The sequence below is a fragment of the Azospirillum sp. Sh1 genome (assembly GCF_008365135.1).
GTDB classification, from domain to species: Bacteria; Pseudomonadota; Alphaproteobacteria; order Azospirillales; family Azospirillaceae; genus Azospirillum; species Azospirillum oryzae.
Genome location: NZ_VTTK01000023.1, coordinates 33194 through 58843, shown reverse-complemented (window position 1 = coordinate 58843; position 25650 = coordinate 33194). Strand labels below are relative to the sequence as shown.

The 25650-nt window shown below is 67.6% G+C and carries 25 protein-coding genes and 3 tRNA genes; 13 read left to right on the top strand and 15 right to left on the bottom strand.

Going from position 1 to position 25650, the window contains the following annotated elements; translation table 11 throughout:
* Positions 1–147: 147 nt before the first annotated feature.
* The 5 genes from FZ029_RS21465 (at position 148) to trxC (ending at position 2736) form a co-directional block, all read left to right on the top strand.
* Complete coding sequence (locus FZ029_RS21465; RefSeq protein WP_149271829.1) at positions 148–699, top strand: RNA polymerase sigma factor; 552 nt, start codon at positions 148–150, stop codon at positions 697–699.
* Positions 700–710: 11 nt separating this feature from the next.
* Positions 711–1154 carry a hypothetical protein gene (locus FZ029_RS21460; protein WP_247892429.1) on the top strand — a complete coding sequence of 148 codons (444 nt, stop codon included), beginning with the start codon at positions 711–713 and terminating at the stop codon, positions 1152–1154.
* Entirely contained in the window at positions 1151–1657 is a 507-nt protein-coding gene (locus tag FZ029_RS21455) for a periplasmic heavy metal sensor (protein WP_149271826.1), read from the top strand. The genes FZ029_RS21460 and FZ029_RS21455 overlap by 4 nt, the downstream gene beginning before the upstream one ends.
* 244 nt (positions 1658–1901) lie before the next feature.
* Positions 1902–2156 (top strand): hypothetical protein, encoded by a 255-nt coding sequence (locus FZ029_RS21450; protein ID WP_247892428.1) that lies wholly within the window; start codon positions 1902–1904, stop codon positions 2154–2156.
* Between the two features lie 76 nt (positions 2157–2232).
* Entirely contained in the window at positions 2233–2736 is a 504-nt protein-coding gene (trxC, locus tag FZ029_RS21445; RefSeq protein WP_149271822.1) for a thioredoxin TrxC, read from the top strand.
* Positions 2737–2892: 156 nt separating this feature from the next.
* Here trxC and FZ029_RS21435 read toward each other — a convergent pair whose 3' ends face one another.
* Both FZ029_RS21435 and FZ029_RS21430 read right to left on the bottom strand, forming a co-directional pair.
* Positions 2893–4956 carry a methyl-accepting chemotaxis protein gene (locus tag FZ029_RS21435; RefSeq protein WP_149271821.1) on the bottom strand — a complete coding sequence of 688 codons (2064 nt, stop codon included), beginning with the start codon at positions 4954–4956 and terminating at the stop codon, positions 2893–2895.
* A 246-nt stretch (positions 4957–5202) separates the two neighbouring features.
* Entirely contained in the window at positions 5203–6015 is an 813-nt protein-coding gene (locus tag FZ029_RS21430) for an SDR family NAD(P)-dependent oxidoreductase (RefSeq protein ID WP_149271819.1), read from the bottom strand.
* Positions 6016–6198: 183 nt separating this feature from the next.
* Between FZ029_RS21430 and FZ029_RS21425 the strand changes: the two genes are divergently transcribed.
* A complete protein-coding gene (locus FZ029_RS21425) occupies positions 6199–7413 on the top strand; it encodes a class I SAM-dependent RNA methyltransferase (RefSeq protein WP_149271817.1) in 1215 nt (404 codons plus the stop codon).
* A gap of 500 nt (positions 7414–7913) precedes the next feature.
* Positions 7914–8639 (top strand): endonuclease NucS domain-containing protein, encoded by a 726-nt coding sequence (locus FZ029_RS21420; protein ID WP_149271815.1) that lies wholly within the window; start codon positions 7914–7916, stop codon positions 8637–8639.
* 84 nt (positions 8640–8723) lie between these two features.
* Here the strand turns inward: FZ029_RS21420 and FZ029_RS21415 are convergent.
* The 5 genes from FZ029_RS21415 to FZ029_RS21395 all read right to left on the bottom strand — a co-directional run bounded on the left by FZ029_RS21415 (position 8724) and on the right by FZ029_RS21395 (position 10500).
* Positions 8724–8799, bottom strand: a tRNA-Glu gene (locus FZ029_RS21415).
* 45 nt (positions 8800–8844) lie between these two features.
* Positions 8845–8920: transfer RNA gene (locus FZ029_RS21410), tRNA-Glu, on the bottom strand.
* Positions 8921–8989: 69 nt separating this feature from the next.
* Positions 8990–9065: transfer RNA gene (locus FZ029_RS21405), tRNA-Glu, on the bottom strand.
* Between the two features lie 43 nt (positions 9066–9108).
* Positions 9109–10143 carry a low specificity L-threonine aldolase gene (locus FZ029_RS21400; RefSeq protein ID WP_149271813.1) on the bottom strand — a complete coding sequence of 345 codons (1035 nt, stop codon included), beginning with the start codon at positions 10141–10143 and terminating at the stop codon, positions 9109–9111.
* Positions 10144–10161: 18 nt separating this feature from the next.
* The gene (locus tag FZ029_RS21395) at positions 10162–10500 is read right to left on the bottom strand and encodes a hypothetical protein (RefSeq protein WP_149271811.1); all 339 of its coding nucleotides are present in this window, start codon (positions 10498–10500) and stop codon (positions 10162–10164) included.
* A gap of 52 nt (positions 10501–10552) precedes the next feature.
* On the opposite strand from FZ029_RS21395, the gene FZ029_RS21390 reads away from it, so the two are divergent.
* On the top strand, positions 10553–11611 hold the full coding sequence (locus FZ029_RS21390; RefSeq protein WP_149271809.1) for an RluA family pseudouridine synthase: 1059 nt from the start codon (positions 10553–10555) through the stop codon (positions 11609–11611).
* 162 nt (positions 11612–11773) lie between these two features.
* The gene (gene rpoH, locus FZ029_RS21385) at positions 11774–12664 is read left to right on the top strand and encodes an RNA polymerase sigma factor RpoH (RefSeq protein WP_109155187.1); all 891 of its coding nucleotides are present in this window, start codon (positions 11774–11776) and stop codon (positions 12662–12664) included.
* 187 nt (positions 12665–12851) lie between these two features.
* On the opposite strand, the gene FZ029_RS21375 is transcribed toward rpoH, so the two are convergent.
* From FZ029_RS21375 to FZ029_RS21355, 5 genes are all read right to left on the bottom strand, one after another.
* Complete coding sequence (locus FZ029_RS21375; RefSeq protein ID WP_149271807.1) at positions 12852–13196, bottom strand: gamma-glutamylcyclotransferase family protein; 345 nt, start codon at positions 13194–13196, stop codon at positions 12852–12854.
* A gap of 12 nt (positions 13197–13208) precedes the next feature.
* Positions 13209–14015, bottom strand: a complete 807-nt coding sequence (locus FZ029_RS21370) for a PhzF family phenazine biosynthesis protein (protein ID WP_247892427.1) — start codon at positions 14013–14015, stop codon at positions 13209–13211.
* 285 nt (positions 14016–14300) lie between these two features.
* On the bottom strand, positions 14301–15314 hold the full coding sequence (locus tag FZ029_RS21365) for a threo-3-hydroxy-L-aspartate ammonia-lyase (protein ID WP_149271805.1): 1014 nt from the start codon (positions 15312–15314) through the stop codon (positions 14301–14303).
* Positions 15315–15351: 37 nt separating this feature from the next.
* Complete coding sequence (locus FZ029_RS21360; protein ID WP_149271803.1) at positions 15352–15801, bottom strand: GNAT family N-acetyltransferase; 450 nt, start codon at positions 15799–15801, stop codon at positions 15352–15354.
* 4 nt (positions 15802–15805) lie between these two features.
* On the bottom strand, positions 15806–16057 hold the full coding sequence (locus FZ029_RS21355) for a DUF1127 domain-containing protein (RefSeq protein WP_247882328.1): 252 nt from the start codon (positions 16055–16057) through the stop codon (positions 15806–15808).
* A 405-nt stretch (positions 16058–16462) separates the two neighbouring features.
* Here FZ029_RS21355 and mgrA point away from each other — a divergent pair, with 405 nt between their 5' ends.
* Complete coding sequence (gene mgrA / locus FZ029_RS21350; protein ID WP_149271801.1) at positions 16463–17506, top strand: L-glyceraldehyde 3-phosphate reductase; 1044 nt, start codon at positions 16463–16465, stop codon at positions 17504–17506.
* 65 nt (positions 17507–17571) lie between these two features.
* On the opposite strand, the gene FZ029_RS21345 is transcribed toward mgrA, so the two are convergent.
* Both FZ029_RS21345 and FZ029_RS21340 read right to left on the bottom strand, forming a co-directional pair.
* A complete protein-coding gene (locus FZ029_RS21345) occupies positions 17572–18972 on the bottom strand; it encodes a M20/M25/M40 family metallo-hydrolase (protein ID WP_149271799.1) in 1401 nt (466 codons plus the stop codon).
* Positions 18973–19039: 67 nt separating this feature from the next.
* Entirely contained in the window at positions 19040–20128 is a 1089-nt protein-coding gene (locus tag FZ029_RS21340; protein WP_282184180.1) for an AAA family ATPase, read from the bottom strand.
* 258 nt (positions 20129–20386) lie between these two features.
* Between FZ029_RS21340 and FZ029_RS21335 the strand changes: the two genes are divergently transcribed.
* The 3 genes from FZ029_RS21335 (at position 20387) to mmsB (ending at position 24443) form a co-directional block, all read left to right on the top strand.
* The gene (locus FZ029_RS21335; protein ID WP_149271795.1) at positions 20387–21886 is read left to right on the top strand and encodes a CoA-acylating methylmalonate-semialdehyde dehydrogenase; all 1500 of its coding nucleotides are present in this window, start codon (positions 20387–20389) and stop codon (positions 21884–21886) included.
* 264 nt (positions 21887–22150) lie between these two features.
* Positions 22151–23296, top strand: a complete 1146-nt coding sequence (locus FZ029_RS21330; RefSeq protein WP_149271793.1) for an isobutyryl-CoA dehydrogenase — start codon at positions 22151–22153, stop codon at positions 23294–23296.
* Between the two features lie 256 nt (positions 23297–23552).
* On the top strand, positions 23553–24443 hold the full coding sequence (gene mmsB, locus FZ029_RS21320) for a 3-hydroxyisobutyrate dehydrogenase (RefSeq protein WP_149271792.1): 891 nt from the start codon (positions 23553–23555) through the stop codon (positions 24441–24443).
* Positions 24444–24459: 16 nt separating this feature from the next.
* On the opposite strand, the gene FZ029_RS21315 is transcribed toward mmsB, so the two are convergent.
* Positions 24460–25386 carry a LysR family transcriptional regulator gene (locus FZ029_RS21315; RefSeq protein WP_247892426.1) on the bottom strand — a complete coding sequence of 309 codons (927 nt, stop codon included), beginning with the start codon at positions 25384–25386 and terminating at the stop codon, positions 24460–24462.
* Between the last annotated feature and the right edge of the window lie 264 nt (positions 25387–25650).

Below are 25650 nucleotides of genomic sequence, written 5' to 3'. Positions count from 1 at the left end.
GCGCACGGCGAGGATTCTCGAGAGTCCACCCCTGTGCATCCCCCTCACCCCGCCCCTCTCCCCGGGGGGGAGAGGGAGAGATCGCACCCCTGGCGCCTATCCCCCCTCTTGGGCATAGTTCTCGCCCACGGCATGAGCGGAGCCCCGGTGGCCGACAACACCGACAGCGACGACGGGTTGATGGAGCGCGTGGCCGGCGGCGACGCCGCCGCCTTCGACCGGCTGGCCGCCCGCCACATGCGCCGCGCCGTGGCGCTGGCCCAGCGGATGACCGGCAACCCGTCCGACGCCGACGAGATCGCGCAGGAGGCCTTCCTGCGGGTCTGGCAGCATGCCGGCCGCTGGGACGCGGCGCGCGCCGCCTTCACCACATGGCTCTACCGCATCGTCATGAACCTCGCCATCGACCGTGGCCGCCGCCCCGGCTGGTCGCCGCTGGAGGACGCCGGCGATCCGCCCGACGAGTCCCCCGACGCGCTGGCCCGCATCGCCGAGCGCCAGACCGCCGAGCGGGTCAACCGGGCGCTGGCGGCATTGCCCGACCGCCAGCGCGCCGCCGTCGTCCTGTTCCACCAGGAGGGGCTCAGCCTGCGTCAGGCCGCCGAAATCCTGACCATGAGCGAGAGCGCCTTCGCCTCGCTGCTGGCTCGCGCCCGCGCCGCGCTGAAGACCGCGCTCACCACCTCCGAGATCCTGTGAGGGAGGATGCCATGACCGACGAAGACTTCCTCCGCCACCTGGACGATTACGGCGCCTCGCCGGAGCGCTGGCCGCCCGAACTGCGCGCCGCGGCCGACGCCGCGCTCGCCCGCTCTCCCGCCCTGCGTACGGCGCTGGAGGACGCTCAGTCCTTCGACCGCCTGCTCGCCGCCCCCGCCCCGCCGGTGGAGGACGCCCGCGTCGACCGCCTGCTGGCAGCCGTCGGCAAGGCGGCGCGCAGCATGCCGCAGGACAGCATCGCGGTGCTCCTGCTCGGCCGGATGCCGCGGCGGACGGTGGCCGGCTTCTGCGTCGCCCTGCTCGCGCTCGGCTGGCTGACCGGAGGTTGGCTGAACGGCCAGCTCACCGGCCCTACCCTCAGCGCGCCGCGCAGCCAGGAACTGGCCCTGCTGAACGACGAGGTCGTCACCCTGTTCGACGGAGACTCCCGATGAGCGGTACCGCCGCCACCCATCGCCCCCAGCCATCCGCCCTGACCCGCCTGCGCCAGCGGATCAGCCTGCGGACGCTGGCCCTGGCGTCTCTGGCGCTGAACCTGTTCCTCGGCGCCATGCTGGTCGCCACCATCCGCAACCCGCCGCCCCCGCCCTACCGGCCGATGCCCGACCGCTTCGTCGAGCATGTGGCCGCCGACCTGTCCGACGCCGATGCCGCCGTCCTGCGCGCCGCCTTCGAGCCGCTGCGCCCGCGTTACGACGCGCTGTCCCAGGACTATCGCGAGGCCGGGCAGCGGGTGCGCGTCCTGCTCCAGGCCGAGCCTGTGGATTTCGACTCCCTGCGCGCCGCGACCTCCGCCGCCCGCGCCAAGCGCCGCCAGATCGGCGAACTGACCGAGGAAACCGTGCTGTCCATCCTGCCCGACCTGTCGCCGGCCGGCCGGCTGCGGCTGGTCGGCGGGCCGGGACCGGAGAGAGCGCTCAAGACGCCTAAAAAATAGGCAAACCCACTCATCCACAGGCCGGATGGGCCGGCCGGAAGGGTGCGGATGATTCTGTTCGGAGATTGCGCACACATCTATCCACAGATTCTGTGGAGAAGAAAACCGGCAGAAATTTTATCCACACAAATTCACAAGTTATCATCCCCAAGTTTTATCGCCCGCCTTCCCATGGATCCTTGTATCCACCACCGATCCGGCATATCCAAATAACGTGGATCAGCAAGATTGGTGGGGGATCGTCATGATCGGAGATCCGTTTCATCCAAAGAAGGCGACGATCTCTTTGCGCGTTGACCGCAGAATCAAAGATGTCGCCAAGAATTACGCACGCCAGCGGCAGACGCCTCTGGCCGAGGTCATGCGCGACCTCTTGGCCCGCTACGTCGCCGAATGCGCGCGGGAGAATGCCCAGGCGACCCCGGACCTGTTGATGGACCGGCCGGCGCAATATGTGGATTTCGCAAAGCTGGAAGGCCTGATGGGCCGTCAGGAGTAGGCCCGCCCATCTTGAGCGGGCGGCCCCGCCCCCATACATCGACGGTGGACAAGCTGCCAGGGGAAGGAGCCCCGCCATGCCGCCCACCGCCTATTCCTCCACAGGCCCCGGTTCGTCCACAGCCGCCGACAGCCTGCACATCGCCTGCCCGCATTGCGATACGCTGAACCGCGTGCCTCCGGCCCGTCTCGGCGGCGGCAAGTGCGGCCGCTGCGGCAATGCCCTGTTCGAAGGAAAGCCGGTGGCGCTCGACGCCCGCCGCTTCGCCGCCCATGCCGAGAAGGGCGACCTGCCGCTGCTGATCGACTTCTGGGCCGAGTGGTGCGGCCCCTGCCGCATGATGGCCCCCGTCTTCACCCAGGCCGCGGCCCAGCTGGAACCCCAGGTCCGCCTCGCCAAGATCGACACCGAGGCCTCTCCCGACCTCGCCGCCCGCTTCGGCATCCGCAGCATCCCGTCGCTGGTCCTGGTCCACCATGGCCGCGAGATCGCCCGCACCGCCGGCGCGATGCCGCTGCCGTCGCTGGTGGCGTGGGTCAGGCAGACAATCCCCTCTCCCCCCCGCTCACGCGCAAACTAAGTTTGCGCTGACGCGACAGGCGGACCTCCGGTCCGCCGAAAGCGGGGAGAGGGTTAGGGTGAGGGGGGCGCGCGGCGGCCCTTTACCGAGAATCCACGCGGTGCATCCCCCTCACCCCGACCCTCTCCCCGGGGGGGAGAGGGGGATAGCGCCGCCCTACGCCGCCCGCACCGTCGCGATGAACGTCCCTACCTCCCGGCGCAGGCGCTCGGCCTCGACCGCCAATTCCTTGGAGGTGCCGTGGACACGGCCGGCGGCGTCGCCGGTCTCGTGGACGGCGGTGCTGACGCCGGCGATGTTGCTCGACACCTCCTCGGTGCCCTGCGCCGCCTGGGTGACGCTGGAAGCGATCTCGCGGGTGGCGGCGGCCTGTTCCTCGATGGCCGCGGCGATGGCGGTGGTGATCTCGCTCATGTGGCCGATGGTCTTGCCGATGCTGCCGATGGCCTTCTGGGCGCCGCCGGTGGTCTGCTGAATCTCCTGCACCTTGGCCTGGATTTCGTCGGTGGCGCGCGCGGTCTGGCTGGCCAGCGCCTTCACCTCGCTCGCCACCACGGCGAAGCCCTTGCCGGCCTCTCCGGCGCGTGCCGCCTCGATGGTGGCGTTCAGCGCCAGCAGGTTGGTCTGCGCGGCGATGCCGCTGATGAGTTCCACCACCGCGCCGATCTGCTCGGCGGCGGAGACCAGATCGCGCATGGTGCGGTCGGCGCCGTCGGCGTCGGCCACCGCCTGGGTGGCGATGCGGGTGGAGTTCTCCACCTGCTGGCCGATCTCGGAGATGGAGGCCGACAGCTCCTCCGTCGCGGTGGCGACGGTCTGTACGTTGGCCGAGGCCTGTTCGGAGGCCGAGGCGACCAGCAGCGACCGCTCGCTCGCCTCCTGCGCGGTGGCGGTCAGCTCCGTCGCGGCGTCGCGCATGCCGGTGGCGGCGTGGGCGACGGTGTCGACGATGCCCTTCACCGTGCTCTCGAAGGTGTCGGCCATCTGCATCATGGTCTGGCGGCGCTGGGCGGCGGCCTGCCGCTCGCTCTCCTCCTGCGCCTCGCGCATCCGCTCCATCTCATACGCGTTGGTCTTGAAGACCTGGAGCGCACGGGCCAGCGCGCCGATCTCGTCCCGCCGCGCATCGTCGGTGACGGCGACGCTCAGGTCGCCTTCGGCCAGACGGCCCATCGCCCGCGTGATGTTGCCGAGCGGCCTGGTGATCGCCCGCGAAATCGCCCAGGCCAGCAGCAGGCCGATCAGCAGGGCGGCGACCGTCACCATGGTGCCGCGACCCTCGGCCGCCTTCACCTCGGCGGCGGCGCTGCTTTCCAGCTGCGACAGGAAATCGGCGGAGTGGGAGCGGATCAGGCCGATCTTGTCGCCGATCTCCTTGCCCGCCTTGCCCAGCGTCTCATTGTTCAGCGACTTCAGCTGGTCGCTCAAGCTGGCGATGCGGTCGATGCCGGCGCCATAGGCCGGAAGCTTGGCGACCGCGTCCGACAGCTTGGCCTTGACCGGCCCGTCCGCCATGGCGTCGCGCAGCGCCGTGGCCTTGGCGGTCACATCGGCCAGATCCTTGCGGATGCGCGCCAGATCCTCGGCCTGCGTCTCCGCCACGAAGCGGGCGACCAGCACGCGGACCAGCAGATACTGCTCGCTGACGTCGGCGGCCTTCACCGTGCGGTCGAGATCGCCCAGATCCTTCTCCGCCTTGACCGTCTCGCTCAGCGTGCGGCGGATGTCGGCGCCCAGCTTGTTCACCACCGACGCGACGATGGAGTCGCGCTCCGTCCGCGCGGCGACCAGCTGGTCGAAGCCGCCGGTCAGCGTCTTCTGCAGGCTGGCGATCTCCTGCGCCGCCTGACGGTCGGTCGCGCTGGTCATGCGCGCGGTGGCGGAGTCCAGCTTCCTGGCGAACTTGTCCACGTCGGCGCGGAAACGGTCGGCCACAGCGGCGGAGCCGCTCGACACGAACTCCTCCGCCGCCCCCAGGGCGTCGGCCATGTTGGTGTCCGCCTCCGCCACCGCCATGGCGACATGCGACTGCCCGGCATAGCGGCGGAGCGCGTCGTCGCTCGATCGCAAGCCCGACCAGGACACCGCCCCCAAGCCGACCAGCAGCGCAAGCGTCACGCCGAAGCCGGTGTAGATCTTGGTCGCCGTGCGCAGGTTGGCGAAGGGGCCGGCTTTGGTCGGTTGGGCGGCGGACTGCCGGCCTGGGTGGGTGGCGTTCATGGCTGGGGACCTCGTCTCTGACCCGGCTGCTGGCAAGTTTCCGATCTTTCGGGTGATCGGTTGTCAACGAGGTACCCTACAAGAACAATGCCAAAGGACCATTAACGCCGCGGTGTTTTTCTGCCCTGTGAAATCACCCTCTTTCCAATAGACAGCGATCCTCAACCCTTCGCAATTTGCCAAGATCGTTGAGATCGCTTTGCAATTTGCCAAAGCTTGACCTTCGCAATTGCGAAAAACTACCCTTTAGTTATAGAACTGACCGCCATTCACCTCGATCGTTTGGCCGGTGATGTAGCCCGCCAGCCGGTTGGAGGCGAGGAACAGGTAGGCGCCGACGCAATCCTCGGCCGTGCCCAGCCGTTTCAGCGGGATGCGCGCCGCGGTCTGCGACAGCTTGTCCGCGGTCGAGTAGCGCTGGTGGAAATCGGTGTCGATGGTGCCGGGCGACACCGCGTTGACGCGGATGCCGTGCGGCGCCAGCTCCGTCGCCAGCGAGCGGGCGAGGCTGGCCTGGAACGCCTTGGCGGCGCTGTAGAGCGACGAGCCGGCGCTGCCGCCGGTGCGTCCGGAGATGGAGCCGGTGTTGACGATGGCCCCCTTCGCCTCGATCAGCGCCGGCAGGGCGCTTCGGCTGGCGACGACCGCCGAGGCGGCGTTCAGGTCGAACTGCTGTTGCAGGAACCCGTCGTCGATGTCGGCCAGCGCCACCCGGCCCAGCATGGTGCCGGCATTGTTGATCAGCACGTCCAGCCCGCCCAGCCGATCCACCGCCTGTTCCACCACCGCGCGGGTCTGGCCCTTGTCGGCGAAATCGCCGGCCAGCCCGACGACGCCGTTGCCCATGGCCGAACCCATTGAGGCCGCCACGGCCTCCACCGCCGCCCGGTCACGGCCATGGATGGCGACGCGGGCGCCGAGCTGGGCGAAGGCCGCCGCCACCGCGGCGCCGATGCCGCGGCTGCTGCCGGTGACCAGCACCCGCTTGTCCCGGAACTCCCGGGCCAGCAGGTCGGCGGGCCAGTTGCCGATGTCGGTGGCGGTATCGGTTGCGGTCATGACGCGCGGTCTCCCTGCTGGCCGGCCGATTCCGTGTTCGAAATCGAAAGCCGACTTGATTGTTCGTGTTCCAATCCGATCATAGGGGGCGGCGGCCCGCCGTCAATTGCCGGGTCGACCGCGCGCCAAAGGATTTGCGAGAATCCTGTCGTAGACGGCCGGCCTTCGGGCTATGTAGGCGGGATGAACACCGACCAAGACAAGACCGGCGCCGCGCAGCCCTTCGAGATTTTCCTGGTGGCCGCTCCCGGCCTGGAATCCGTGCTGTGCGCCGAGGCGCGCGACCGCGGCTTCGCCGACCCCACCGCCGTGAAGGGTGGGGTGACGGTCACCGGCGGCTGGCCGGAGGTCTGGCGCGCCAATCTGGAGCTGCGCGGCGCCACCCGCGTGCTGGCGCGCATCGCCAGCTTCCGCGCCCTGCATCTGGCGCAGTTGGACAAGCGCGCCCGCCGGGTTCCCTGGGCAGAGATCCTGCGCGCCGACGTACCGGTGCGGGTCGAGGCGTCCTGCAAGGCCTCGCGCATCTACCATGCCGGCGCCGCCGCCCAGCGCATCGAGCGCGCCATCGCCGAGGAACTCGGCGCCCCCATCGTCAAGGCCGCCCCCAAGCCGACCGGCAAGAAGCCCGCCAAGGATATGGAGGCGGAGGCGGAGGACACCCGCGCCGTCCAGATCGCCATCCAGATCAAGGCGCGCATCGACGACGACCTCTGCACCATCAGCGTTGACAGCTCCGGCGAGTCGCTGCACAAGCGCGGCCACAAGGAGGCTGTCAACAAGGCGCCGATGCGCGAGACGCTTGCGGCCCTGTTCCTGCGCCAGTGCGGCTATGACGGCCGCGAGCCGGTCCCCGTGGTGGACCCGATGTGCGGTTCCGGCACCTTCGTCATCGAGGCGGCCGAGATCGCCGCCGGCCTGAAGCCCGGCCGTTCCCGTCATTTCGCCTTCGAACAGCTCGCCAATTTCGACCCCGCCCTCTGGCAGAGCCTGCGCGCCGGCGGCACGCCCACCGCGCCCACTGTCCGCTTCCACGGCAGCGACCGCGACGCCGGCGCCATCGCCATGAGCCGCGCCAACGCCGAGCGTGCCGGCGTCTCCGCCTGGACCGACTTCGCCCACCACGCCATCAGCGACCTGACCCCGCCCGAGGGTCCCCCCGGCCTCGTGATCGTCAACCCGCCCTACGGCGCCCGCATCGGCGAGGGCAAGTCCCTGATCCCGCTCTACCACGCCATGGGCCAGACGCTGAAAACGCGCTTCGCCGGCTGGCGCGTGGGAATCATCACCAACGAAGCGGCTTTGGCGAAGGCGACGGAGCTGCCGTTCCAGGAAGGCGGGGTGTCGGTGTCGAACGGCGGCATCCGGGTGACGCTGTATCGGACGGGGGTGTTGGGGTAAGGGTATCTTGTGGGCTTAAGAGCAACTCACCATCTCTCTCCCCACATCCCCACCAACTCGCTACGGCGTCATTCACTACATACGCGGTCAAGTGCGTGGAAGCATAGAGCGCGTCATCATATCCATGACGCGAGATCGCATCATGGCCGATAGGAACCACCGCCTCTCAGTTGTCTTCTCCTCTGAAATTCTGTATCAAAGTGAGATTAGAGTGTTTCCGATACAGAGCTTAGGGAGATTATATGAGACATTGTTATACTTGCGATGCCCCTATTCCCGGCAGCGGGTACCGGCGCGAGGTTCACACCGGATCTAGTAAAGGGACCTATTTCGGAAAGAGGATATCCTCTTCAAGTGGCAAAAGAACGGGCGTTCGCACCGTTTGTGAACAGTGTGCGCAACAGATTGACAGAGAGAAAAGGATAAAGGGCCTCATTACATTTGCAGCCATTGTGATATTTATACTGTTCTTCGTATTTGGCAGGCACTAAGGATCTCAGATGAGGCCAGAGTACAAAGAGTGGTTGGAGCAGGAGAAATACGCCTCGAACACCGTAAGCGCTCAACTGTACCGCGCCGAACGCGTGGAAGAGCACCACGGCGATCTGGATGAGCACTATGCCAAGGACCACATGGAGTCCCTGCTCTCCATGCTGCGCTACTCGAAGGACGATAAACGGTGCAACCACCCAAATCCTAGCAAGTTGCCCATCGACGGCGATCTTCAAAGCGGTTTGGCCTCGTATAGGGGCGCGGTGGAGAGATACCGGCGCTTCCGAGACGCCGGCCACGACACCATCGGTACGCTCGAGTGGGAAAAAACCGCCGCTGTGGCGGTTATGGACGATGCCGGCAGGTCATTTGGCCTCGAAAGAGACATGCAAGCCGCGCTTCGAACCGAGATCGAGCAACTTGAGCCGGGCCTTACAATCATCGACGATGGGGCTGAACGCTCGGTTCAGTCAGGCTTCATCGATATCACTGCCCGCGACGCACAGGGTCGGACGGTTGTCATTGAACTGAAAGCAGGCACTGCCCGACACCAAGCCGTGGCTCAGATTGCGAGCTATATGGGTGACGTGCTCGTTGAGGAAGGCGGCGAAGTCCGAGGTATTCTTGTCGCATCCGGCTTCGATGCCAAAACTAAAGCCGCAGCAAGAGTTATACCGACGCTCAAACTTCGTCAGTATAGCTTCAAGTTTCTATTCACTGAAGTCGAAGGATGACGATCCTATCGGCCTTCTGGACCAATAGAATGAAACGGGAATATTACGAGAAAAATTAGCATGTCAGCTACAAGACTAAGAAAGTGGCGTCCCCGACGGGAGTCGAACCCGTGTCGCCGCCGTGAAAGGGCGGTGTCCTAGGCCTCTAGACGACGGGGACGTTGTACCTTCAAGCCCGCGCTCAATAACGCATCCAGCGCGTGGATGGCGTCCCCTAGGGGATTCGAACCCCTGTTACCGCCGTGAGAGGGCGGTGTCCTAGGCCTCTAGACGAAGGGGACGTCTGGTCCCGATGCGTGGCTCGCGACGGTGGAGGCTGCCACCGGCCGCGCGACCCAACCTTGGAAGGTTGGCGTCCCCAAGGGGAGTCGAACCCCTGTTACCGCCGTGAGAGGGCGGTGTCCTAGGCCTCTAGACGATGGGGACGTCATCGGCGTGGGCGGGTTTCTAACCAAGCCCGCCCCGCCGATCAAGCCTTTTCTTGGAGTCGGCGCAAAATATCCAGCAACCCGTCAACCGCCGCCGCCGGCGTGTCGAACGCCGTCACGAAGCGCGCCGTGCCGTCGTCCCAGCGGTAGAAGCCGTAACCGGCCCCTTCCAGCGCCTCGGCATAAGCGTCAGGCAGGCGGACGAACAGCTCGTTGGCCTCCACCGGGTGGGCCAGCTCGACGCCGGGCAGCAGGGTCAGCCCGGCGGCCAGACGGTCGGCCATGGCGTTGGCGTGGGCGGCCAGCCGCAGCCACAGGCCATCCTCCAGCCAGGCGTCCAGCTGCGCCGACAGGAAGCGCATCTTCGACACCAGATGGCCGCCGCGCTTGCGGCCGAAGCCGAAATCCTCGGCCATCGCCGGGTTGAAGAACACCACCGCCTCGGCGGCGAGACAGCCGCCCTTGGTGCCGCCCAGCGTCAGCACGTCGACCCCCGCGCGCCACGTCACGTCGGCCGGGGCGCAGCCCAGCCGGGCGATGGCGTTGGCGAAGCGGGCGCCGTCCATGTGAACGGCCATGCCGTTGGAATGGGCGGTCTCGACCAGCGCCTCGACCTCCGCCGGGGTATAGACGGTGCCGGCCTCCGTCGCCTGCGTCAGGCTGAGCGCGGCGGGCTGGACGCGGTGGACGACGCCGACGCCGGCCTTGGCGATGTGGCGCGACACGCTGTCGGGAGTCAGCTTGCCATGCTCGCCGGCCAGCGGAACCAGCTTGGCGCCGCCGGTGAAGAACTCCGGCGCGCCGCATTCGTCGATGCTGATGTGCGCCTCGTCATGGCACAGCACCGCGCCATAGGGCGGCACCAGCGCCGACAGCGCCAGCGAATTGGCGGCGGTGCCGGTGGCGACCGGGAAGACCGCGACCTCCGTCTCGAAGATCGCGCACAGCCGCTCGGTCACCCGCGCGGTCCAGGGATCGTTGCCGTAGGGGGAAGCGGTGCCGGCGGATGCGGCCGCCAGCGCCGTCATCACCTGCGGGGCGGCACCGGCGACGTTGTCGCTGCGGAAATCATGCATGATCGCGGAAACCTTGTGTCAGGGAGCGGCTTTGCCGCCTGAGGGGCCAGCGGTGACCGTCGCGGTGACGGCGCCGGTGCGCGGGTCGATCAGATAGAGGCGGTCCGGCCCCTGCGGCAGGGTCACCTTGAACAGCACGCGGTTGCCGACCGCCAGCATCTCGCCGATGCGGGCGCCGGCCGGGACGTCCAGCGTCACCTCGGCCGGGCGGTCGATCACGGTGGTCGTGGTGGAGGGCCCGGTCAGGGAGGCGCGGTTGGGGTCCGACATCCGCTTGTACAGCTCCACCCCAAGATAAGTGAAGCCGGCGATGATCAGAACGCCCATGATGACGACGAGTGCCTTGAGGATCTGCACGGTTTGGGGTCCACTCCCGGACGATTGAAACAGGACGCGATACGCAAAGCCGATGGCCGCCGATAACTCCGAAGACCTGTCCGACGATTTCCTCGATGCGGACGACGACGCCGGCCCGCCCGCCTACGCCACTGCCCGTGCCCTCGCCTACACGGTTCCCGACGAGGCGGCGGGCCAGCGGCTGGACAAGGCGTTGGCGGCGGGCCTGCCGGACCTGTCGCGGTCGCGCGTCCAGGCCCTGCTTGACCAGGGCTGCGTGCGCGGCGACGGCCGGACGATAACGGACCCGTCCCTGAGGGTCAAACCCGGCCAGCGCTTCGAGGTCGAGGTGCCGGGGGCGGAGGCCGCCGAACCGGTGGCGCAGGACATCCCGATCGACGTGGTGTACGAGGATGCCGACGTTCTGGTGATCGACAAGCCGGCCGGGCTCGTGGTGCATCCCGCCGCCGGCAACCCGGACGGCACGCTGGTCAACGCCCTGCTGGCCCATTGCGGCGACAGCCTGTCCGGCATCGGCGGGGTGAAGCGGCCGGGCATCGTCCACCGGCTGGACAAGGACACCAGCGGCCTGATGGTGGTCGCCAAGAACGACCGCGCCCATCACGGCCTGTCGGAGCAGTTCTCCGACCGCACGCTCAGCCGCACCTATCTGGCGCTGGTCTGGGGCGTGCCGAATCCGCGACAGGGCCGGATTGAGGGCAACATCGGCCGCAGCAGCGCCGACCGCAAGAAGATGGCGGTGGTGACCGGCGGCGGGAAGCCGGCCGCCACCAAGTACCGCGTGGTGAAGAGCTTCGGCATGGCCGCCTCGCTGGTCGAATGCGTGCTGGAGACCGGGCGCACCCACCAGATCCGCGTCCACCTGACCCACATCGGCCATCCGCTGGTCGGCGATCCGCTCTATGGCCGCGGCCGGTCGGGGCGGCCGGGGGGCAAGTTCGCCTCGCAACTTCCGGAACCGGTCCGCGGCACCCTTGTTGGGTTTCCGCGACAGGCGCTGCACGCCGCGGCGCTGACCTTCCGTCATCCGGTCAGTGGCGAAATTGTGGCATTCCGCTCCCCAATTCCGGCGGATATTCATGAACTAATTGTCACCTTGGAGTCGCTTTAAAACGGTACACCGGGTAATCTTTCTTGGATAGACTCCCGGTCAATGGCGAGGTTCCGCCGCCCGCTCATTGCGAGGGGCCTTTGGAACCCGCGCTGAAGAATGGCCGCATGCCCATGAATTCCTTCTCATGGGTATACCGGCCGTCAGGAGAGGGGTTTGGTCATGGCGACGGCATCCAATCTTCCGGCCATCGGGTCCGAGAGCAATCTGTCCCGCTATCTCCAGGAGATCCGCAAGTTCCCGATGCTGGAACCGGAGCGGGAATACATGCTGGCCAAAAGCTGGCAGCAGCATGAGGATTCCGGCGCCGCCCATCAGCTCGTCACCAGCCATCTGCGTCTGGTGGCCAAGATCGCCATGGGCTACCGCGGCTACGGCCTGCCGTTGTCGGAGCTGATCTCCGAAGGCAATGTCGGCATGATGCAGGCGGTGAAGCGCTTCGATCCCGACCGCGGCTTCCGGCTGGCGACCTACGCCATGTGGTGGATTCGCGCGGCGATCCAGGAATACATCCTGCACAGCTGGTCGCTGGTGAAGATGGGCACGACGGCGGCCCAGAAGAAGCTGTTCTTCAATCTGCGCCGGCTGAAGGGCCAGATGCAGGCGATCGAGGAGGGCGACCTGTCGCCCGAACAGGTCCAGGCCATCGCCACCAAGCTGGACGTGCCGGAGCAGGACGTCGTCAACATGAATCGGCGCCTTGCCAGCCCCGACCATTCGCTGAACGCCCCCCTGCGGGCCGAGAGCGAAGGCGAATGGCAGGATTTCCTGGTCGACGAGACCGCCAGCCAGGAAATCACGCTGGCCGACCGCGAGGAACTGGGCAAGCGCCGCAAGCTGCTGGCGAACGCCATGACCGCGCTGAACGACCGCGAACGCGACATCCTGACCGAACGCCGCCTGCGCGAGGCGCCGACGACGCTGGAGGACCTGTCGCAGAAATACGGCATCAGCCGCGAGCGCGTCCGCCAGATCGAGGTGCGCGCCTTCGAGAAGCTGCAGAAGGCGATCAAGGCCGCCGCGATCGAACAGAAGATGGAGACGGAGGCTTAAAGCGCGCCTCCCTCCCCTCACGCCCGCTCAGAGATTGAACCGCGTCGAATCACATGACGCAGGTCTCTCGAGCCGTCATTCCCGCGAAGGCGGGAAACCAGCGATTTCAGGTGCTTGAACCGGAAGCCTGGATCCCCGCCTTCGCGGGGATGACGGCCGATAATCGCCCCTGAACACGCAGATCCCCTCACGCCTTCACATAGACCCAGGCCTCCGCCCCCGACGCCAGCCGGACCATGACGCGCCTGTAATCCGCGACCTCGTAGGAATCGGCGGCCGCCAGTTCTTCCGGGGTAATCTCGAACAGGGTTCCGGCGACCTCGTCGGCCGGATCGCCGCTTTCGCTCACCACCGGGTGGAAGCGCTTGCCGCTGGTGCGGATCACCTCCGGATCGGTGATCTCCAGCATGTCGCGGCGGTATCCCGGCATGGCGTCCGGCCGTCCGCCCAGCAGCCGGCCGAAGGACGCCATCTGCACATTCTCCTGCTGCAGGGTGCCGTAGGAGAACAGAAGGACCGTGCCCTCAGCCATCGCCGGCCTCCCTCACACCAGGATCGAGCCTTCGAGATACAGCACCGCCTGCCCGCCGATCTTCACCCGGTCGCCGGCCAGTTCGCACAGCAGGTCGCCGCCGCGGGCCGAGACCTGACGCGCCGTCAGCACCGTCTTGCCCAGCCGCTCCGCCCAATAGGGGGTCAGCATGCAGTGGGTGGAGCCGGTGACCGGGTCCTCCGGGATGCCCTGGGCCGGGGCGAACAGGCGCGAGACGAAATCGACACCATTGTCCCCCGGTGCGGTGACGCAGACCGCGAACAGGTCGAGCTTCGACAGCAGCGCCATGTCCGGCGCCAGCGCCCGCACCGCGTCGGCCGACTCGTAGACCACCAGATAGTCGCGCCCGCTCAGGATCGCGACCGGCGCCGGGCCGCCCAGCGCCGCCAGCAGGTTGGGATCGACACGCTCCGCCGGCTTGGCCGGGCGGTTGGGGAAATCCAGCGTGTAGCGGTCGCCGTCGCGGGTGACGGTCAGCGTGCCGGCCTGCCGGGTGGCGAAGTCCATGCGCTCGCGGCCCGGTTCCAGGATGGTGGAGATGATGAAGGCGGTCGCCAGCGTGGCATGGCCGCACAGATCGACCTCCACCGCCGGGGTGAACCAGCGCAGCTCATAACCGTCGCCGCTGCGGATGAAGAAGGCGGTCTCCGCCAGATTGTTCTCCGCCGCGATGGCCTGCATCTGCGCGTCGGGCAGCCAGGACTCCAGCGGCACGACCGCCGCCGGGTTGCCGGCGAAGACGCGGTCGGTGAAGGCGTCGACCTGATAGATGGGCAGGCGCATGGCTTTCCCGGTCATGGCGAGTGTTCCTTACGTCTTGGGGGAGTTTGATTCCCTCTCCCCGTTTATGGCATTCACACATGTCCAGACATTGCTAAGTCTCTGGAACGAAATGAACTTCGCGTCATCCCCGCGAAGGCGGGGATCCAGGGTTTCCAGTGGAGGCACCTGCGGAGTCTGGATTCCCGCCTTCGCGGGAATGACGGCCGAAGAAGTGTTTTATCCCAACGCTTTACGTGACGCTGAGACGTGTGAATGCCATAGTCGGAGGAAAGGAGGATTTATCGCAGCGCAAAAGCCTCTTCAGCCCGCCACCAGCGAGGCGAAGCGGCCGAGGTCAACGTTGCCGCCGGTGACGACGATGCCGACGCGCTTGCCGCGCACGTCGATCTTGCCGGACAGCACCGCGGCGGCGGCGAGGCAGCCGGTCGGCTCGACCAGCATCTTCATCCGGCTGGCGAAGAAGCGCATGGCATCGACCAGCTGGTCGTCGGTGACGGTGTCGATGTCGTCGACCAGCCGCTGCATCACCGGGAAGGTCAGCTGGCCGACATTTCGGCTCTGGGCGCCGTCGGCGATGGTCTTGGGCGGTTCGATGCGGACGATGCTGCCGCTACGCAGGCTCTGCTGGGCGTCGTTGCCGGCCTCCGGCTCGATGCCGATCACGCGGCAGCCGGGGTTCAGCGTCTTCGCCGCCACCGCGCAGCCGGCCAGCAGCCCGCCGCCGCTGGTGGGCACCACCAGCAGGTCCAGCGGTGCGCCGCCACCCGCCAGAACCTCCTCGATCAGCTCCTTGGCGACGGTGCCCTGGCCGGCCATCACATGGGGGTGGTCGAAGGGCGGGATGAAGATGCCGCCGCGATCCTCCAGAACGCGGGCGACGGCGGCGTCGGGCGGCTCGGCATAGCGGTCGTAGAGCACCACGTCGGCGCCATAGCCGCGCGTCGCCGCCAGCTTGGACGCCGGGGCGTCCTGCGGCATGACGATGGTCGCCTTCACCCGCAGCATCGACGCCGCCAGCGCGATGGCCTGGGCATGGTTGCCGGACGAATAGGCGACGACGCCGACCGCGCGCTGGACAGGGGTGAAGCGGGCGATGGCGTTGTAGGCGCCGCGGATCTTGAAGGCGCCGGTGCGCTGGAAATTCTCGCACTTGAACAGCAGCTCGCCGCCGGTCAGCGTGTCGGCGGTGCGGCTGGTCAGCACCGGCGTGCGGTGGGCGACGCCGGCGATCCGCTCCGCCGCCCCGGCCACGTCGTCGTAGGAGATGGCGAGACCGGTGGTATCGGCCGCGCTCTTGATGATCGTATCGGGCATGGCGGCGATGCTCCCCCCTTTGTCTTGTTCCTGGGCCTTATTCCAGATCGGTGAACAGGAAGGCCTGCTCGTGCCGCTTCAGCCCGGCCTGCTCGTAGAAGCTGATGGCCTTGGGTGCGGACAGCAGCAGGCACATGGTGCCTGGCCCCATCGCGTCGCGGGTGCGGCGCATCAGCTCCTTGCCGATGCCGCGCCCCTGCAGGGTGCGGTCGACGGCGAGATCGGACAGATAGCAGCAATAGACGAAGTCGGTGATCGACCGGGCGACGCCGACCAGCCGGCCCTGGTCCCTTGCGGTGACGATCAGGCCGGCGTTGCGCAGCATCGCCTCCACCCGCGGGCGGTCGCCCACGGGCCGGCGTTCCGCCAGCCCGGAGCGTTCCAGAACGTCGATGAAATCGTCGGCGCTCAGGTCCGGTTCGACCGCGTATTCGATCGGACCGGATTGTCCCTGAACGGATTCGCCCTGAATGGATTTGTCGGCCATCGTCTCATCCCCGCCAGAACGGCTTCGACACCTCCTGCTCCACCTCGGACCGGCTGACGCCGATGTCCTTGAGCTGATGGTCGTCGAGCCTCATCAGTGCATGACGTTGTTTGCGCCGTTCCATCGCGGAAAACAACACGTCGAGCAGCCGCCAGAAGGGGCGCGAGGCGACACGGGTGACGCGGTCGGCGGCCGGGACGGCGCCCGGGGCTGCCGTGTACGGGCCGGAACTGCTGGTCACATCGGTGTGGCGCATCGGATCCTCCATCATCTGGCGCACAACGCTCGAACAATCGAGACAATCAGGATTATGGAGACGTATTCGGCGGGGTCAAACGGAACATTGTCACCATTACATTTCCGATGTCGGATGTATCTTTTCGGCCACAGGCACAACCGCCACCTTCGACGGACCGGAAAAACCCTTGCGATACGAAGGGTTGCGCCGGTCTCCACTGATATGGTTCGGCCTCGCAGATGGTTTGTGTGACAAGTGAAGGCCGGACCACCGGATTGTCATGGTAGCATTGTGCCGGTCGCGTGGCCCAATCCGCCGGCCGCTCTCCCCTTCCCGCAGTGATACGACCGGCCGCGCCATTGCGCCCGCCCCCACCCCCGCCCTATGCTGATATATCACTCAAGATCACATCGGGAGAACGCCATGCAGCCGCCCTACCTTGCCGCCGACGGGCGATACGACGGCATGAGCTATCGCCGCACCGGCCGCAGCGGGCTGGACCTGCCGGCCATTTCGCTGGGGCTTTGGCAGAATTTCGGCGGCACCGACGTGTTCGCCACCGGGCGCGCCGTGCTGCGCCGGGCCTTCGACCGCGGCGTCACCCATTTCGACCTCGCCAACAACTACGGCCCGCCGCCTGGCTCGGCGGAGGAGAATTTCGGCCGCATCCTCGCCACCGATTTCCGTCCCTACCGCGACCAGATGGTGATCTCGACCAAGGCCGGTTACGAGATGTGGCCCGGCCCCTACGGCAACTGGGGATCCCGCAAATACCTGGTCTCCAGCCTGGACCAGAGTCTGAAGCGGATGGGTCTCGACTATGTCGACATCTTCTATTCGCACCGCGTCGATCCCCGCACCCCGCTGGAGGAGACGATGGGCGCGCTCGACCACATCGTCCGCCAGGGCAAGGCGCTCTATGTCGGCATCTCCTCCTACTCGCCGGAGATGACGCGGCGGGCGGCCGGCATCCTGAAGGATCTCGGCACCCCCTGCCTGATCCATCAGCCCTCCTACTCCATGCTGAACCGCTGGATCGAGGGCGGGTTGCTGGAGACGCTGGACGATCTCGGCATGGGCTGCATCGCCTTCTCGCCGATGGCCCAGGGCATGCTGACCAACAAATACCTGGGCGGCCAACCTGCCGACGCCCGCGCCGCCAAGGGCGGGACGTTGCGCGCCAACTTCCTGTCGCCGGAGAACCTGGAGCGCGTCCGCGCGCTCGATGCCATCGCCCAGCGGCGTGGCCAGACGCTGGCGCAGATGGCGGTCGCCTGGGTGCTGCGCGATCCGCGCGTCACCTCCGCCCTGATCGGCGCCCGCAACGTCGAGCAGCTCGACAACTCGCTGGACGCGCTGAACAACCTGTCCTTCACGTCGGAGGAGCTGGCGGAGATCGACACCCACGCCGTCGCCGACGCCGGCATCAATCTGTGGAGCGCCTCCTCCTCGGCCGAGGCCGGCTGAGCATCACCGCCTGAGAAGGTTGGGAGGGACGGCCCCGGTCGCCCTCCCCCACCCTCTTACCGGTTTCAGCCGGCTTGGCCGGCCGCCAGCCGCCCCAGGATCGCCGCATGGCTGCGGATGCCGTTGCGCAGGCATTTCAGCTCGAACTTCTCGTTCGGCGAATGGATGCGGTCGTCGTCCAGTCCGAAGCCGACCAGGATGGTGTCCAGCCCCAGATGCTCGCGGAACCAGCCGACGATGGGGATCGACCCGCCGCCGCCGATCAGCACGCCGTCGCGCCCCGTCGCCTCCTTCAGCCCGCCGCGCACCGCCTGCATCCACGGCGTGTCCGTCGGCACCTCGATCCCCGGCGACGAACTGAAGCTGCGGAAGCTGACCGTGCAGTCCGCCGGCAGCCGATCCTCGAAGAAGCGCCGGACCGACGCCTCGACCGCCGCCGGGTCCTGGCCGGGCACCAGACGGCAGCTCAGCTTGCACGACGCCTTGGCCGGGATGACCGTCTTCGACCCCTCGCCGGTGTAGCCGCCCCAGATGCCGTTGATGTCGCAGGTGGGCCGGGTCCAGATCCGCTCCAGCAGCGTCCGCCCCGCCTCGCCATGGCTGCGGGTCAGGCCCAGCGCACCCAGGAACTGCGACTCGTCCAGCGGCAGCCCACGGATCTGCGCCCGCAGTTCGTCCGGCAGTTCGCGCACGCCGTCATAGAACCCATCGAAGCGCACCCGCCCGTCGGCATCGTGGATCTGGCCCAGGATGCCGGTCAGCACATTGATCGGGTTGGGCACGGCGCCACCGAACAGGCCGGAATGCAGGTCGTGGCTCGGGCCGGTGACGGTGGCTTCCAGATAGAGCAGCCCGCGCAGCCGGGTGGTGATCGCCGGGGTGTCGACGTCCCAGGCGTTGGTGTCGGTGACCAGGCAGAAGTCGGCTTGCAGTTCGTCCGCATGCTCCGTCAGGAAGCGCGGCAGCGACGGGCTGCCGGTTTCCTCCTCGCCCTCCAGCAGCACGGTGGCGCGGATCGGGATGGAGCCGTGGACGGCGTGCCAGGCCTCGAAGGCTTCCATGAAGGTCATGGTCTGGCCCTTGTCGTCGGCGGCCCCGCGGGCGACGACGCGGCGGCCCCGCTCCGCCTCGACGATCACCGGATCGAAGGGCGGGCTGTTCCACAGCTCCATCGGGTCGGCGGGCTGCACGTCGTAATGGCCGTAATAGAGCACATGCGGCGTCTCCACACCCTGCGGCCCCGGATGATGGGCGACCAGGATCGGGTGGCCGGGAGTATCGTGGATGGCGACGGCGAAGCCCATCGCCGTCAGCCTGTCGGAACACCAGCGGGCGGCGCGGCGGACCTCGCCGGCATAGGCGGGATCGGTGCTGACCGAGGGAATGCGCAGCAGCTCGCAAAGCCGGCCGACCGACTCCTCGAAGGACTCGTCGACCTTGCGCAGAACGGCATCGACAGGAAGCATGACGGCCTCTTCTCGTTGATCGTAGACGCACGCGAGCGCCCTCTCCCGCCCCGGGAGAGGGAGCAACTTATCCCCCCAACCCCGCCAGCAGCTTGCCCAGGATCGGCTGCCCCACGGCCGCCCCCAGCGCGAAGCCGGCGAGCAACCCGATCACCAGCCCGATGACGCCGGCCCCCATTCCGCCGCCCGACCGCGATCCGCCGCGTTCCGCCTGCCGCGCCCCGTTGCCCCCGCCCGACGGCTCGTCGCCCTCGTCGATGGAGGAGGCGCGGCGCGCGCTGTAGGAGGTGTCGGTCGCCTCGTGCCACGCCTGGATGCGCTCCAGCGCCGGCTTCAGCTGGGCGTCGTCGGGGGTGCTGCCGCGGCCATGGACGATCTCCCAGGCCAGCGCGGCGAAGCGGCTGGTGGTCCGCCCGTCCGGCGTGAAGATCATCGCCGGCATGCGGCGGTAGGTCGCCTTCACCACGTCCACGTCATAGGGGAAGGCGGTGCGGAACATCTGCTCCGGGAACTCGTTGCGCAGCTGGTTCAGCGATTCGCGCCCGACCTCGTCGTTGGTGATCGACAGCATCAGGATGCCGGCCAGCGTCAGGCTGGGGTTCAGCCCGTTCTGGATGTGCTCCACCACCTGCAGGGTGCGCCGCAGCCCGTCCAACGCATAGCGCCCCGGGAACACCGGCACGATCAGCCGGTCCGACGCCGCCAGCGCGCCGGCCGCCAGATGGCCCAGCGCCGGCGGGCAGTCGATGACGACGTAGTCCGGCGGGTTGCGCGAGAAATGCAGGGCCTTGCGCAAGCCCCGTTGCGAGCCGCCGCGGCTGTCCAGCGCATGTTCCAGCGAATAGAGCTTGCGCGCGCCGACGATCATCGACAGCCCGTCGAAGGCGGTCGGGGTGATGGCGTCCTCGACGAAGGTTTCCTTGCGCAGCAGGTCGTTGATGCCGACCTTGGCCTTGTCGCGCAGCAGGAAGTTGCTGGTGGCGCTGCTCTGCGGGTCGAAATCGATCAGCACGACGTTCTTGCCCAGCGCCGCCAGCGCCAGCGCGAGGTTCACCGACGTGGTCGTTTTGCCGACGCCGCCCTTCTGGTTGTAGACCGCCAGGATGGTCGGCTGCCGTGTCTCCGGCGTGTCGAAGACGTCTTCGTGACTGGTCATGTCCATTCCGCTTCGCCGTTTCTGCGGCTATCCCCCGCCCCGTACCCTTTGTCCTGATCCAGGGTTTCCCAGGGCTGGAGCGCGGGCGCACTATAAGCGCCGGGCGCGCCCAAGTCTCCCCACACGTTCGGGGGTTGCGGACGGCCATCGGAGGGCGCTTGCCGCATTCCTGCACAACCGATGCGCAAAGTTTCGGGTCGCACCAAAGGGCCGCTCAGGTCCACATGGTGACAAACAATCCCGAGGGAGGACAATAGGATGACCACCGAACTTCAGCACCTGATCGGCGGCAAGCTGGTTTCCGGAACGTCGGGGCGGTTCGCCGACGTCTACTCCCCGATGACCGGCGAGGTGCGCGCCCGCGTGCCGCTGGCGAGCGTGGAGGAGATGCGCGCCGCGGTGGAGAACGCCAAGGAGGCGCAGCGCGGCTGGGCCGCCACCAACCCGCAGCGCCGCGCCCGCGTGCTGATGCGCTTCCTCGACCTCGTCCAGCGCGACTATGACGAGCTGGCGCTGCTGCTGTCGCTGGAGCATGGCAAGACCATCATCGACGCCAAGGGCGACATCCAGCGCGGGCTGGAGGTGGTGGAGTTCGCCTGCGGCATCCCGCACCTGCTGAAGGGCGAGTTCACCGACGGCGCCGGCCCCGGCATCGACATCTATTCGATGCGCCAGCCGCTGGGCGTCGTCGCCGGCATCACGCCGTTCAACTTCCCGGCCATGATCCCGATGTGGAAGTTCGCCCCGGCCATCGCCTGCGGCAACGCCTTCATCCTCAAGCCGTCGGAGCGCACGCCCGGCGTCCCGATCAAGCTGGCCGAACTGATGCTGGAAGCCGGCCTGCCGCCGGGCATCCTCAACGTCGTCCACGGCGACAAGGTGGCGGTGGACGCCATCCTCGACGACCGCGACATCAAGGCGGTGGGCTTCGTCGGCTCCACCCCGATCGCCGAATACATCTACAACCGCGGCTGCGCCAACGGTAAGCGGGTGCAGTGCTTCGGCGGCGCCAAGAACCATGCGCTGGTGATGCCGGACGCCGACCTCGACCAGGCGACCGACGCGCTGATCGGCGCCGGTTACGGTGCGGCGGGCGAGCGCTGCATGGCGATCTCCGTCGTCGTGCCGGTCGGCAAGAAGACCGCCGACGCCCTGATGGAGCGTCTGATCCCGCGGGTGGAAGGCCTGAAGGTCGGCCCCTCGACCGACAGCAGCGCCGATTTCGGCCCGCTGGTGACCGCCGAGCATCTGGCGCGGGTGAAGTCCTACGTCGATCTCGGCGTCAAGGAAGGCGCCAAGCTGGCGGTCGACGGCCGCGAGTTCAAGATGCAGGGCTACGAGAACGGCTTCTACATGGGCGGCTGCCTGTTCGACGAGGTGAAGCCGGACATGCGCATCTACAAGGAGGAGATCTTCGGCCCGGTCCTCTCCGTCGTCCGCGCCGACAGCTACGAGGAAGCGCTGGCCCTGCCGAACGACCACGAGTACGGCAACGGCGTGGCGATCTTCACCCGCGACGGCGATGCCGCCCGCGACTTCGCGTCTCGCGTCGATGTCGGCATGGTCGGCATCAACGTTCCGATCCCGGTTCCGCTCGCCTACTACACCTTCGGCGGCTGGAAGCGCTCGGGGTTCGGCGACCTGAACCAGCACGGCCCCGACGCGGTGCGCTTCTACACCAAGACCAAGACCGTCACCTCCCGCTGGCCCTCGGGCGTCAAGGAAGGCGCCAGCTTCGTCATTCCGACCATGGATTGATGAGGTATCCTTCCCTCTCCCCTGGAGCAGGCGGATCCGCAGAAATCAGGTTCATATGACCTATTGAGAGCGAATAGCTTCTTCGGCCGTCATTCCCGCGAAGGCGGGAATCCAGCCGGCTCAGCGGCCACACCGCGGAGTTTCCTGGATCCCCGCCTTCGCGGGGATGACGCGAAGTTGCTGTTGTCCAAGCGGTCTGAAGTGGCTTGACGATGTGCAGAACCTCTCACTGCAGGGGAGAGGGGGAATCGCAGGAGGTGACGCATGTCCTTTGAACTGACCGAAGACCAGGTCGCCATCCGCGACATGGCGTTGTCCTTCGCCCGCGACGAGCTGGCGCCGAACGCCGTCGAATGGGACCAGAAGAAGCATTTCCCCGTCGACACCCTGCGTGCCGCCGGCGAACTCGGCATGGGCGGCATCTATGTGTCGGAGGATCACGGCGGCTCGGCGCTGAGCCGCTTCGACGCCGTGGTGATCTTCGAGGCGCTGAGCCAGGGCTGCCCGACCATCGCCTCCTACATCTCCATCCACAACATGGTGGCGGGGATGGTGGACAATTTCGGCAATGACGAGCAGAAGGCCCATTGGCTGCCGAAGCTCTGCCGGATGGAATGGCTGGCCAGCTATTGCCTGACCGAGGCCAACGCCGGCTCCGACGCCGCGGCCTTGCGCACCAGGGCCGTCCGCGACGGCGACAGCTACATCCTGAACGGCGCCAAGCAGTTCATCTCCGGCGCAGGCAGTTCCGACCTTTACCTCGTCATGGCCCGCACCGGCGAGGACGGCCCCGGCGGCATCAGCGCCTTCCTGCTGCCGAAGGACACCCCCGGCCTTTCCTTCGGCGCCAACGAGCACAAGATGGGCTGGAACGCCCAGCCGACCCGCGCCGTCATCATGGAGGACGCCCGCGTCCCGGCATCCGCCCTGCTGGGTCAGGAGGGGATGGGCTTCAAGTTCGCCATGAAGGGGCTGGACGGCGGCCGCATCAACATCGCCGCCTGCTCCATCGGCGGCGCCCAGGCCGCGCTCGACAAGGCGCTGACCTACATGAGCGAGCGCAAGGCCTTCGGCCAGACGCTCGACCGCTTCCAGGCGCTGCAGTTCCGCATCGCCGACATGGCGACCGAGCTTGAGGCCGCCCGCACCTTCGTCCACCGCGCCGCCTCGGCGCTGGATGCGAAGAGCAAGGATGCGACGCGCCTCTGCGCCATGGCGAAGCGCTTCGCCACCGACACCGGCTTCGAGGTGGCGAACAACGCCCTGCAGCTGTTCGGCGGCTACGGCTATCTGGCCGATTACGGCGTGGAGAAGATCGTCCGCGACCTGCGGGTCCACCAGATCCTGGAAGGCACCAACGAGATCATGCGCCTGATCGTCTCGCGCAGCGAGATCGGGCGGATGGCGTAACCAACACGCCCCCTAGTCCCCTCCCCCCCCCCGGGGAGAGGGTTAGGGTGAGGGGGTCGCGCGGCGAGGATTCTCAAGAGTCGCGCACCTCGGCACCCCAGTGAATCCACCCCTGTGCATCCCCCTCACCCCGACCCTCTCCCCGCTATCGGCGGACCAAAGGTCCGCCTGTCGCGTCAGCGCAAACGAAGTTTGCGCGTGAGCGGGGGGGAGAGGGGGAAGCACCCAAAAAACCAAAGCAACGGGAGACGCGACGATGGCGGTGATCGGTTTCATCGGATTGGGCAACATGGGCGGCCCGATGGCCGCGAACCTCGTGAAGGCGGGGCATCAGGTGGTTGGCTACGACCTCGTGCCCGCCGCGATCGACGCGGCCAAGGCGGCCGGCGTCACCATCGGCGACAGCCCCGCGGCCATTGCCGCCGCGGCGGAGGTGGTCATCACCATGCTGCCGGGCGGCAAGCATGTCCTGGGCGTCTATGACGGCGACACGGGCATCGTCGCGGTGGCGCGGCCGGGCACCCTGCTGATCGACTGCTCGACCATCGACGTCGATTCCGCCCGCAAGGCGCATGCGCTGGCCGCCGCCAACGGTGCGGCTTCGCTCGACGCGCCGGTGTCGGGCGGCGTCGGCGGTGCGTCGGCCGGCACCCTGACCTTCATGGCCGGCGGCGAAACGGACGCCTTCGAGCGCGCCCGTCCGATCCTGGAAGCCATGGGCAAGAAGATCGTCCATTGCGGCGGCGCCGGCGCCGGCCAGGCGGCGAAGATCTGCAACAACATGATCCTCGGCATCTCGATGATCGGCGTCTGCGAGGCCTTCGTCCTGGCGGAAAAGCTGGGACTGTCGCATCAGGCGCTGTTCGACGTGTCGTCAACCTCGTCGGGCCAGTGCTGGTCGCTGACAAGCTATTGCCCGGTCCCCGGCCCGGTGCCGGCCAGCCCGGCCAACCGCGATTACCAGCCCGGTTTCGCGGCGGCGCTGATGCTGAAGGACCTGAAGCTGGCCCAGGAAGCGGCGCAGAGCGCCGGCGCCCCCACCCCGCTGGGTGCGGCGGCGGCGCAGCTCTACGCCATGATGAACGCCCAAGGCGAAGGCGGCACCGACTTCTCCGGCATCATCCGCATGCTGCGCGGCGAGGGGTAAGTCAGGCTGCGGCCAATCAAATGGTCGGCGGGGGCAGGAACAGCGCCTGCTCCCGCCGCACCAGATCGGCGATGTAGTCGGCGGTCATCGAAATCCGCGCCAGCGAGCGCAGATCCTCGTGCACGATCAGCCAGAAGGACCGGGTGATCGTCACCTCTTCCGGCAGCACCTGCACCAGATCCGGCTCGCCGGCCGCGATGAAGGCGGGCAGCATGCACAGGCCGGCGCCGGCCAGCGTCGCTTTCAGCTGGGCGACGAGGCTGCTGCTCTTGATGCGCGGCGCCACCTCCCCGATGGTCTCGACATAGTCCAGCTCGGGCGCGAAGATCAGGTCGTCGATATAGCCGATGAAGGAATGGCCGCGCAGGTCGGCGCGGCTGCGGATCGGTGGCCGGGCGTCCAGATAGGCGGCGGTGCCGTACAGCCCCAGCCGGTAATCGGTCAGCTTCCGCGCATAGAGCCGCCCTTCCTGCGGGCGCGACAGGCTGATGGCGATGTCGGCCTCGCGCTTGGACAGGCTGAAGACGCGCGGCATGGCGACCAGCTGCACCTCCAGTTCCGGATGACGTTCACAGAGCGCGCCGATGCGCGGAGCCAGGAAACAGCTGCCGAAGCCGTCCGGCGCGCCGATCCTGACCGCACCGGCCAGCGACAGGTCGCCATCGGCCACCATCCCCTGCGCCAGAAGCGCCGCGCTCTCCATCACCTCGGCGGTCTGCTTCAGCCGCTCGCCCTGCGGCGTCAGGGTAAAGCCGCTGGGGCGGCGTTCGAACAGGGTGACGCGCAGCGCGTCCTCCAGCGCGGTGATGCGGCGGCTGACCGTGGTATGGTCGGCGCGCAGGCGCTGGGCCGCCGTGGTCAGCGTGCCGGCGCGGGCCACCGCCAGGAAAAAGCGCAGGTCGTTCCAGTTGAAATCGGCCATGTCGCCGGCGCCGCCGTCCATTCTCGTAAGGGAAACAGGGGCCGAACTGTCCCACCAACCCGCCCGCCTGACAAGAGCGCCAACCCGCCCCTGCGACAACGCCGCACCCGGCACCCTGCCCCACCGCCGAAAGAGCCCGCCCGGAAGGAGTACCGCGTCTCCCGGACACCGCCCCCATTTCGCGCGGACGAACAGGCGCGCTGATGCGTTTATCTGTTGAGAGACGCGAGCGCGACAATCGAAAGGACGGAGGATGCCGGGCGAGGGCCGGACGACGACCGGAAG